Source organism: Boseongicola sp. (genome assembly GCF_057460485.1).
In genome coordinates, this window is record NZ_JBVCWP010000135.1 from 1 (window position 1) to 10,461 (window position 10,461).

Genomic DNA, 10,461 nt, shown 5'->3' on the forward strand with positions numbered 1-10,461 from the left:
ACCGGGCTGGGGATGTGCGGCTTGGTTGGCAGTCTGTCAGTGCTATGTCGCAAGGAAACAAAAAGAATTACGCGGAAGGGGTCTCGTGTCAGAATCATCGTCAATCTCGACCGGTATTGCCGCCCGTTATGGTTCAGCCGTTTTTGAGCTGGCCAAGGACGGCAATGCGCTCGACGCGCTGGAACGCGATATCGACACGCTGGAAGGCGCGCTGAACGACAGCGAAGACTTCCGAGCGCTGATCCATTCGCCGATCTACAGTCGCGATGATCAGGCGCGCGCCATCGCCGCCCTCGCCGACAAAATGGGCCTGAGCGATACTGTCGCCTCTACCCTGAAGTTGATGTCGTCCAAGCGACGCCTCTTCGTCTTGCCGCATCTGATGGCTGTTCTGCGGGATCTGATCGCGGACGAAAAAGGCGAAGTCACCGCCGAGGTGCAGGCCGCACGCGCGCTCAGTGACGATCAAAGAACCAAGCTTGCCGAAACGCTGAAGGTGTCGGTTGGCAAAACTGTAAAAATGAATGTTACCGTCGATGAAAGCCTCATCGGCGGTTTAATTGTCAGAGTGGGCTCGAAAATGATCGATACGTCGGTTCGTTCCAAGCTCGCAGCACTCCAGAACACTATGAAAGAGGTCGGATAAATGGCGATCCAAGCAGCAGAAATTTCTGCGATCCTGAAGGACCAGATCAAGAATTTCGGCCAGGAAGCCGAAGTTGCCGAAGTTGGACGCGTGCTGAGCGTTGGCGACGGCATCGCCCGCGTCTACGGCCTCGACAACGTCCAGGCCGGTGAAATGGTCGAATTCCCTGGCGGCATCATGGGCATGGCGCTGAACTTGGAAAGCGATAACGTCGGTATCGTCATCTTTGGGTCTGACCGCGACATTAAAGAAGGCGACACTGTAAAGCGCACGAATTCGATCGTAGACGTGCCTGCAGGTGACGCGCTTCTGGGGCGTGTCGTTGACGGCCTTGGCAATCCGATTGATGGCAAAGGTCCGATTGAGACCACAGAGCGTCGTGTCGCTGACGTAAAAGCGCCGGGTATCATTCCGCGTAAATCGGTTCACGAACCAATGGCGACTGGCCTCAAATCCGTTGACGCAATGATCCCGATTGGCCGTGGTCAGCGAGAATTGATCATTGGTGACCGTCAGACTGGCAAGACTGCCGTCGCACTTGACGCTATTTTGAACCAGAAGTCCTACAACGAAGCTGCAGGCGACGACGAAGGCAAAAAGCTTTATTGCGTCTACGTGGCGATCGGCCAGAAGCGCTCCACAGTGGCGCAGCTGGTAAAGCGCCTCGAAGAGAGCGGCGCCATGGAGTATACGATCGTTGTGGCGGCAACCGCATCCGACCCGGCACCGATGCAGTTCCTTGCACCATACGCGGCAACCGCGATGGCAGAGCACTTCCGTGACAATGGCCGCCATGCGCTGATCATTTATGATGACTTGTCCAAGCAGGCTGTATCCTATCGTCAGATGTCGCTCTTGCTGCGCCGTCCACCGGGCCGCGAAGCCTATCCTGGCGACGTATTCTATCTTCACTCCCGCCTGTTGGAGCGTTCGGCCAAGCTGAACGAAGACAATGGCAGTGGCTCGTTGACGGCTCTGCCTATCATCGAAACCCAAGGTGGCGACGTATCGGCTTTTATTCCAACCAACGTGATCTCGATCACCGATGGTCAGATCTTCCTTGAAACCGAATTGTTCTTCCAGGGTATCCGCCCTGCTGTGAACACCGGTTTGTCGGTGTCGCGTGTGGGCTCTTCTGCTCAGACAAAAGCGATGTCGTCTGTCGCTGGTCCTGTTAAACTCTCGCTCGCGCAGTATCGTGAAATGGCCGCCTTTGCACAGTTTGGTTCCGACCTTGATGCCTCGACCCAGCGTCTGCTGAACCGTGGCGCGCGTCTGACCGAATTGATGAAGCAGCCGCAGTATTCGCCATTGACCAATGCAGAGATCGTGGTTGCCATTTTCGCCGGCACGAACGGCTATCTTGACAAACTTCCTTTGTCGGACGTCAGCCGCTTTGAGAGCGGCCTTCTGGCGCATATGCATGCAAAGCACAGCGACGTTATTGATTGGATCACCAACGACGATCCAAAGATCAAAGGCGATGCAGCCGACAGGCTGAAAGCTGCGATCGAAGACTTCGCCAAAGATTTCGCCTGAGATTAATCGCCCGGAAGGATAGGGATAGATGCCCAACCTCAAGGACCTAAAAAATCGGATCAGCTCGGTCAAATCGACCCGGAAGATCACGCAGGCGATGCAGATGGTCGCCGCCGCGAAACTGCGGCGGGCGGAAGAATCTGCGGCTGCGGCCCGGCCCTACGCCGAGCGGTTCAACGCTGTGATGGCCGAACTTGCGTCGTCCGTTGGCGACAGCGACAGCGCGCCGAAGCTGCTGAGCGGCACCGGCGGTGATCAAACGCACCTGTTGGTTGTCATGACTGCGGAACGTGGACTTTGCGGCGGCTTTAACTCGTCGATCGTCAAGATCGCGAAGATTGCAGCCACCAAGTTGGTCGCCGAAGGTAAGACGGTGAAGATCCTGACTGTCGGCAAGAAGGGCCGCGAGCAGTTGCGCCGTGATTTTGGTGCTCATCTGATCGGCCACGTCGACTTTAGCGACATCAAGCGTATTGGCTACGCCAATGCTCAAATCGTCGCGGAAGAAGTGCTGACGCGCTTTGACGCATCCGAATTCGACGTCGCAACGATCTTCTATTCCGAGTTCGAAAACGTCGTTACGCAAAAGCCGACCGAAAAGCAGATCATTCCTGCGTTGTTCGAAGTCCCAGACGATGCCGGCGAGTCGACCGTCTACGACTACGAGCCCGACGAGACCGAGATCCTCGCTGATCTTCTGCCGCGCGGGATCGCCACGCAGATCTTTACGGCGTTGCTTGAGAATGCGGCGTCCGAGCAGGGCGCACGGATGAGCGCCATGGACAACGCGACGCGAAATGCGGGCGACATGATCGATCGTCTGACCATCCAATATAACCGTTCGCGTCAAGCAGTGATCACGAACGAGCTGATTGAAATTATTTCGGGCGCGGAAGCGCTCTAAACGACCGGAGAGACCAGAGATATGGCAAACGCAAAAGGCAAAGTGACCCAGGTCATTGGCGCTGTTGTTGACGTGCAGTTCGGCGACGAGCTGCCCCAAATTCTGAATGCGCTTGAAACCGATAACAACGGTAACAGACTGATTCTGGAAGTGGCTCAGCACCTGGGCGAAAACACAGTTCGCGCAATCGCTATGGACGCGACCGAAGGTCTGGTCCGCGGCCAGATCGTTACGGACCTGGGCGAACCGATCTCGGTCCCAGTTGGCAACGCAACTTTGGGTCGCATCCTGAACGTCGTGGGCGAGCCTGTGGACGAGCAAGGCCCGGTCAACGCGACAGAGCGTCGTGCGATCCACGGCGACGCACCTGCATTTGACCAGCAGTCAACAGCAACCGAACTTCTGGTGACTGGCATCAAAGTCATTGATCTGCTCGCACCCTACACCAAGGGCGGAAAGATCGGACTCTTCGGTGGTGCAGGCGTTGGTAAAACGGTTCTTATCATGGAGCTGATCAACAACATCGCCAAAGTGCACTCGGGTGTGTCCGTGTTTGCCGGTGTTGGTGAGCGGACCCGTGAAGGCAACGACCTTTACCACGAGATGATCGAAAGCGGCGTTATCACACCCGATAACCTCTCCGACTCGAAGATCGCACTGGTCTACGGTCAGATGAACGAGCCTCCAGGTGCGCGTATGCGCGTCGCGCTCTCCGGTCTGACACTGGCCGAGCAGTTCCGAGATGACAGCGGTTCGGACGTTCTGTTCTTTGTCGACAACATCTTCCGCTTCACACAAGCGGGTTCCGAGGTCTCCGCGCTTTTGGGCCGTATCCCGTCCGCTGTGGGCTACCAGCCGACGCTGGCCACCGACATGGGTACTATGCAGGAACGTATTACGTCGACCAAGACCGGCTCGATCACGTCGGTTCAGGCTGTGTATGTCCCCGCCGATGACCTTACCGACCCCGCACCTGCAACCTCGTTTGCCCACCTTGATGCGACCACGGTTCTTGACCGCGCGATCTCGGAAAAAGGCATCTACCCCGCTGTGGACCCGCTTGGCTCGACCTCGCGCTTGCTTGACCCGCTCATCATCGGTGACGAGCACTACAAAGTTGCTACCGACGTTCAGCAAATCCTCCAGCGCTACAAGTCTCTGCAGGACATCATCGCCATCCTCGGCATGGATGAACTGTCGGAAGAAGACAAACTGGCCGTGGCCCGAGCCCGTAAGATCGAGCGGTTCCTCAGCCAGCCCTTCGACGTTGCAAAAGTCTTCACCGGTTCGGACGGTATTCAGGTTCAGCTGGAAGACACAATCGCGTCGTTCAAAGCGGTTGTTGCCGGAGAATACGATCACCTGCCGGAAGCGGCCTTTTACATGGTTGGCGGCATTGACGACGTGAAGGCGAAAGCCGAGAAACTGGCCGCCGAGGCTGCCTAAGGAGTGAAAGCCAATGGCTGACACGATGCAATTCGATCTCGTCTCACCGGAGCGCCGTCTGGTCTCGGGTAAGGCCAAAGCGGTGCAAATTCCGGGGGCGGATGGTGACATGACGGCTATGCCCGACCATGCGCCAACTGTGACCACGTTGCGCCCCGGCGTTCTGTTGGTCGAGATGGACGGCGGCACGCAGGAATTCGTCGTAACCGGCGGCTTTGCGCAAATCTCGTCCGAGGGCACATCCGTGCTGGCGGAAGAGGCCCTGCCAAAAGGCGAAGTTACGGCCGAGTTCATGGACGAGCGTGTCGCCAAGGCGCAGGCTGCCCGTGACGCGGCCGAAGGTGACGCTGTCGACACAGCGGCCAAGCGTCTGTCGGACTTGATGGCGCTTAGGGGCGCGCTGTAAAACAGCGATATAAGAATGACAAAGGGCCCCGTGGGGCCCTTTTTTTCGTCCTGAACATCGACTGATCAACAAAGCCGCTGACGGTCTTACGCGCCGCGACCTCCGAACCACATGCGCCCCAAAAGCCCGTCTTTGCGCGCGTACTGGTGGTAAAGACCCGCCGCCCCGTGCCTGAGGATCAGCAAACCTAGCAGCGTGGCAATAACGCCGTGCGCGACACGCGGCGCAATATCATCAAAACTGGCAGGTAAAGGCTCGCCCGATCCGCCAAACACGAGAGCCGGAAGGCCCGCGATATTTGCGGTGGCCAGTCCCGAAATACACATGGCAAAACCAGGCACATAGACCCCCCAATGTGCTGCCGCTGCGCCTTTGTTCAAAAGGTCATTGCCGATATCCGCGTGGGGAGGCTTGGGCTTTCGCCATGCGCACGATCAGCCGGACCACCATCAAGACAAGGATCAGCATCCCTGTGCTTATATGCACGGTCAGAGCGGTTATTTTGAATGGTTCAGAGTTTGGCGTTTCCGCTAGAAACTGCCCCCGACAATTGGTCCGCCGACGATCATGATCGCAATCAGCCGTGCCATCGATCATTTGGAATCAGAAAATCTGCTGGAACGCCGCGCACATCCGACATCTCGGCGGACGCATACCATCTACCCCACGGATGCGGCGCGCGCTTTAAGTCAAACGCTTTTCGGGAGCGTCGAAAAAGTGAATGCGGAGCTGGTGGCAGGCCTTACGGGTAAGCAACGCAAAGACCTTCGTGACATTCTTGAGCAAGTTCTGGGTGCCTAAACTCAGCGACCGCCCCCATAACATCCACTCAATACCTCTTGACGCCGCTACCACATCTCACGCATCCCGCCACCGTTCGCATCTAGGCGCCCCGACGGAATGCTGCCGTTGCATCGACGTGATACCGACGTGCGCTTTTCTCCCATTCCCTTCAAAATAACGCCAATAATCTCTTGCCGGTTGCACAGTGTATTTTTTGACCGTGCGTTGCCCACCACATTGCCAATTGTCCGTGGTCCCCGACGCAGGCGCTTGTTACTCTCGCGCCAACCCAAAACCGAACGGAGCCCCCATGTCCTTCACTCTTGCCACCTGGAACATTAACTCCATTCGCCTCCGCGAGGTCCTTGTTTGCAAGCTGTTGCAAGAAGAAGCCCCCGACGTTCTTTGCCTTCAGGAATGCAAATCGCCCGTCGAGAAAATCCCCCTCGAAGCCTTCCAAGCCCTTGGCTACAGCCACATGGTTGCCCGCGGTCAAAAGGGATACAACGGCGTCGCAATCTTGTCGAAGCTCCCCTTGGAAGATGCCGGTGGGGCTGACTACGCCTCCCTCGACCACGCCCGCCACGTCGCCGCGCGGCTTGCGAACGGCGTGACAATTCATAACTTCTACGTCCCAGCCGGGGGCGACATTCCGGACCGTGAAAAGAACATCAAGTTTGGCCAGAAACTCGATTACCTGACTGAAATGCGTGATGCGTTCCACGCGGAGTCTCCTAAAAGATCCATTCTTGTCGGGGACTTGAATATTGCGCCGCGCGAAGATGACGTCTGGGATCACAAGAAGCTTCTGAAGGTCGTGAGCCACACACCGATCGAAGTCGAGCATTTTGGAGCTACACAAGATGCTGGCAAATGGGTCGATATCACGCGCCAGGATATCCCTGACGGACAACTTTATAGCTGGTGGTCGTACCGCTCGCCGGGGTGGGAAGACGCAGACAAGGGCCGACGTCTTGATCATATCTGGGCGACGTCCGATATCGCGAATGCAGGGCATGGAAGCCGCGTGTTGCGCGAAGCTCGCGGTTGGGAAAAGCCAAGCGATCATGCTCCGGTTTTCGCCACATTCGATTTGTAGCGTCAGTACCGAACAGAGAAGGGGTTAGATATGGGCGAATTGACACGACGCGCTATTCTTCTTGCCGGCGGCGGCATTGTCGGCGGCATTGCAGGCGCCAAACTAACATCGAAGCGCCCCCCGCTGGCGGGGACGACCTCTTTGCAGCCAGTTGGCGCAGACGGCACAATGAACGACGCCAGTCTTCTAAGTGAAACTCCGATTTTCCGGCACACCGTCGCGGTAGAAAACCCGACAGAAATCCTTGCTGATAAAATCCGCGCCGAGATAGCCGCCGCCCGCGATGAAGGACGCCCTTTCAACGTCGGAGCCGGGCGTTATTCGATGGGCGGACACGCGATCCCGACCAACGGTCATGCGATGACTTTCGACAATGGCTTTACCCAAATCAATCGGGGCGGGACGACCTATCGTGTGCATGCCGGTGCCCGTTGGAGTGATGTGATTCGAGCGTTAGATCCGCTTGGGTTTGGACCCAAAGTCATGCAATCGAACAATGATTTTGGCGTGGCGGCGACATTTTGCGTCAATGCACATGGCTGGCCAGCGCCTCATGGTCCCATGGGATCCACTGTGCGCAGCATGTTCATTGTACGTCCCGACGGCGAGTTGGTGCGGTGTTCACGAACGGAAAATGCACCGTTATTCTTCGCGACCATGGGCGGGTACGGACTGACCGGCGCGGTGATCGAACTTGAGGTCGAAGCAGAGCCGAACCTCAATCTGGAACCGACCTTCCGGAAGGTCCCGTCCCGCGATTTTGCGCCGTTCTTTGTGGGAGCGATTGAATCTGGAGATGTAAATATGGCCTACGGTCGTCTTAACGTTGATCGCGACACCTTCTTTGAAGATGCAATGGTGATCACCTATCGCGCCGCCGCGGATCAAAACATCGTGCCACCGGCAAGCGGCTCGGGCACTCTCAGTCAATTATCTCGCCATGTCTTTCGCGCACAGGTCGCAAACGAAAGGGCGAAGGATCTCCGCTGGTGGTTTGAAACGGGTCTGGGGACGATGTTCGCAAGCGGTCCGGTAAGTCGCAATTCCTTGATCAATGAACCGGTTGTGACCTTGGAGGACAAGGATCCGACACGCACCGATATCCTGCATGAATACTTTGTTCCTCCGGGACGTTTTGCGGATTTTGTGACTGCATGTCAGGAAGTTATCCCTTCAAGCTATCAAGAGCTTTTGAACATCACCTTGCGCTATGTTGCCGGGGACGAAGAGAGTGTTTTGGCCTATGCGCCCGCACCCCGGATCGCCTGTGCGCTGCTGTTCAGCCAAGAAATGACGCAACGCGCGGAAACGGATCACGCGCGTATGACGCAAGCCCTTATCGATCGTGTGCTTGATTTAGGTGGCACGTATTACTTGCCGTATCGCCCGCATGCGACGAACCAGCAATTTCGGCGTGGGTATCCGAACGCCGAGAAATTTGTCGCCGAGAAGAGATTTTACGATCCTGATTTGGTTTTCCGCAACGGGTTTTGGGATCGTTATTTGGCGGATATGGCATGACCATTCACCAGTGCATCTCCATCGGGTTCTTTGTTGTGCTGCTGGGCGCGGCCTCTTTGAACTACATCCCCGGCATCACGGATGCTGATGGCGTGGCTTTTGGCGTTTTCGCGTGAGATATCTTTGATGACTCACTGCACTTGTCCTCTGCGATTTGGGCGTTGGTGGCAGGTCTGATGTCGGCACGTGCCGCGCGCATGTTTCTGGTGATCTTTGCGCGCTTTATCTGGGCGATGAGGTGATGGGCTTGATCACCGGGTCGGGGTATCTCGATTTCGGAATCTTTACCTTGGATTTCAGGACGTTCCGTTTGGTTTCAAAATTCTGGCGAACCTGCCGCACATCTGTCTTGGCGGGATCGCATTGGCATCGGGGCTTTTTCTTTATCGCGCGAAGTGACGTCTCTTTGGCGATGGGTGAAGCGGTTGGTGTTCGCTTTGGGGATTGCCCTGATCGGGTTGGTCGCCCCTCCGATCTACATCGAGGTGGCGTGTCGCGGCGAACCTTCGGGAACGGGATATCAACCGCTTATCGTTGATCCGAATTGGCAGCGCGCCGAAAGCCGGACGCTTTTGACCTATCCAGAATGGCATATCGCTCACGCCTACGACGAATACGCGAGAGTTATTACTACAGGGGCTCCACATGAATTCGGCTATCTGCGGGCGATCTCTGGCTTTTGGGGAACGCTTTGTCCCCTGACTGAAGCTGCGGCAAGCATGGGCGGTGTCACTGGCGATACCAAGGCGACCATCTATACGATCGGCGTCAGCTTCACTGCCGAACTTCTGGCAAAAGCGGCCTAAAGGGAAACTCGCGGTCGCGTGACTGTTTGGCTGCGGGGTGCAGAACGTACGCCGCTTGATGATCTCAGTGCCGACCAAGCCGCCGCTTACGGCGCGTTCTTGCAGCAATCGCCTTGGTATAAGTGGGATTTTGCGACGAATGCGAAAGCGCTGGCGGATCTGTCCGGGGACAGCTTGCGGGACCGGGAACGGCGGTTCGCTTTGGGCGCGGAATACGGCGCAAAAGCCACCTATGCTGGGGTCATTGAGGCGGCGGTCGCTGGCGTGGGAGCTGATGATTTGCGGCTCCGCTCGGTAGTGTCGGGCGTGGCGAACGAAATACTTTCCGACATCGCAGGCATAACGATCATCGGCCTACTTGGGGATGGGATCGAGATTGAAACCGATCGCTATCGCGCCTTTTCCGTCATTCTGGAGCGTCTTTCGGCCGCTGGTGCGGATATTCGGGAAATAGCGGGGAACGATCAGGTTTTGCTCACAGCTCTTTCAGATCTACAGAAAATTGACGGCGCTTTGTATAGCGTTCGCCGTCAGGGGTACGGCGACTACCGACATTTGATTGTGGTGCCAGTGCGCGATCTCGCAGATCGCCTGCGGGCGCTGAATGGGCTAAGGCTGGAACATGTTCACGACTGCTAAGCGCATATTGGCGGTTTTGCCGATCATCCTGTTTGCCTGGATCGCTGTGACGGCGACGGTCAAGCGATTGTCGGATGCGGCGCTTGCGGGACTTACAATTCAGAATGCCTCGGCTATGACGGCCAAACTTTACGCGGCTGGCGCGTGGCTTGTGCTTCCGGCCGGTCTGACCGGGGGCTTGCCGTTGACGCGGGTACAAAAAGCGGCGCTTTCGTAGAGTTTTGAGCTTGGGAAATCGCGGCGGGCCCCCTTGGTCTTTTCGCAATCGTTCGCATATAAAGTGCAACACTTAATACCGGGGACGAAAATGCTTGAACTCAATCCAACTGCGCCATCCGCCCCAGCGGGCGATCTAATCAAAGACAGCTCCGAGGCCACCTTTATGGCCGACGTCGTTGAAGCGAGCCAGTCCGTCCCGGTCATCGTCGATTTTTGGGCGCCGTGGTGCGGACCGTGTCGCCAGCTTACTCCTGCTATTGAAGCTGCCGTGACAGCGGCAGGCGGTGCGGTGAAGCTTGTTAAAGTCAACGTGGATGAGAATCAGGCAATTGCGCAACAACTGCGGGTTCAATCGCTTCCGACTGTCTACGCGTTTTGGCAAGGTCAGCCGATTGATGCGTTCCAGGGTGCGTTGCCTGCGTCTGAGATTAAGGCGTTTATTGATAAGGCTAT

At 56.8% G+C, this 10,461-nt stretch carries 12 protein-coding genes and 1 pseudogene; 12 read left to right on the top strand and 1 reads right to left on the bottom strand.

Annotation, left to right across the window (positions count from 1 at the left end; genetic code table 11):
* Positions 1-85 precede the first annotated feature (85 nt).
* The 5 genes from AC221Y_RS14565 to AC221Y_RS14585 are packed head-to-tail and all read left to right on the top strand — an operon-like array spanning position 86 to position 4,941.
* A complete protein-coding gene (locus AC221Y_RS14565; RefSeq protein WP_486707598.1) occupies positions 86-646 on the top strand; it encodes a F0F1 ATP synthase subunit delta in 561 nt (186 codons plus the stop codon).
* The gene (atpA, locus tag AC221Y_RS14570) at positions 647-2,185 is read left to right on the top strand and encodes a F0F1 ATP synthase subunit alpha (protein ID WP_299753449.1); all 1,539 of its coding nucleotides are present in this window, start codon (positions 647-649) and stop codon (positions 2,183-2,185) included.
* 28 nt (positions 2,186-2,213) lie between these two features.
* Positions 2,214-3,089: a F0F1 ATP synthase subunit gamma gene (locus AC221Y_RS14575; protein WP_299753447.1), complete on the top strand. Its 876-nt coding sequence runs from the start codon at positions 2,214-2,216 to the stop codon at positions 3,087-3,089.
* 21 nt (positions 3,090-3,110) lie between these two features.
* Complete coding sequence (gene atpD, locus AC221Y_RS14580) at positions 3,111-4,535, top strand: F0F1 ATP synthase subunit beta (RefSeq protein ID WP_299753445.1); 1,425 nt, start codon at positions 3,111-3,113, stop codon at positions 4,533-4,535.
* 13 nt (positions 4,536-4,548) lie between these two features.
* The gene (locus tag AC221Y_RS14585; protein ID WP_299753443.1) at positions 4,549-4,941 is read left to right on the top strand and encodes a F0F1 ATP synthase subunit epsilon; all 393 of its coding nucleotides are present in this window, start codon (positions 4,549-4,551) and stop codon (positions 4,939-4,941) included.
* A gap of 86 nt (positions 4,942-5,027) precedes the next feature.
* Here AC221Y_RS14585 and AC221Y_RS14590 read toward each other — a convergent pair.
* Positions 5,028-5,342 (bottom strand): annotated as a pseudogene (locus AC221Y_RS14590) (cytochrome b); the annotation flags it as partial.
* Between the two features lie 166 nt (positions 5,343-5,508).
* Between AC221Y_RS14590 and AC221Y_RS14595 the strand changes: the two are divergent.
* From AC221Y_RS14595 to trxA, 7 genes are all read left to right on the top strand, one after another.
* On the top strand, positions 5,509-5,742 hold the full coding sequence (locus AC221Y_RS14595) for a MarR family winged helix-turn-helix transcriptional regulator (RefSeq protein WP_299753441.1): 234 nt from the start codon (positions 5,509-5,511) through the stop codon (positions 5,740-5,742).
* Between the two features lie 292 nt (positions 5,743-6,034).
* Positions 6,035-6,823, top strand: coding sequence for an exodeoxyribonuclease III (locus tag AC221Y_RS14600; RefSeq protein WP_299753439.1), 789 nt, complete (start codon positions 6,035-6,037; stop codon positions 6,821-6,823).
* A 30-nt stretch (positions 6,824-6,853) separates the two neighbouring features.
* Positions 6,854-8,344, top strand: coding sequence for an FAD-binding oxidoreductase (locus tag AC221Y_RS14605; protein ID WP_299753437.1), 1,491 nt, complete (start codon positions 6,854-6,856; stop codon positions 8,342-8,344).
* A 425-nt stretch (positions 8,345-8,769) separates the two neighbouring features.
* On the top strand, positions 8,770-9,150 hold the full coding sequence (locus AC221Y_RS14610) for a hypothetical protein (RefSeq protein ID WP_486707599.1): 381 nt from the start codon (positions 8,770-8,772) through the stop codon (positions 9,148-9,150).
* An 18-nt stretch (positions 9,151-9,168) separates the two neighbouring features.
* On the top strand, positions 9,169-9,789 hold the full coding sequence (locus tag AC221Y_RS14615) for a hypothetical protein (protein WP_366141704.1): 621 nt from the start codon (positions 9,169-9,171) through the stop codon (positions 9,787-9,789).
* Positions 9,773-10,006 (top strand): hypothetical protein, encoded by a 234-nt coding sequence (locus AC221Y_RS14620; RefSeq protein WP_299753435.1) that lies wholly within the window; start codon positions 9,773-9,775, stop codon positions 10,004-10,006. The genes AC221Y_RS14615 and AC221Y_RS14620 overlap by 17 nt, the downstream gene beginning before the upstream one ends.
* Positions 10,007-10,096: 90 nt before the next feature.
* Positions 10,097-10,461 (top strand): thioredoxin (trxA, locus tag AC221Y_RS14625; RefSeq protein ID WP_486707600.1); only part of this gene is annotated, 365 nt, incomplete at its 3' end.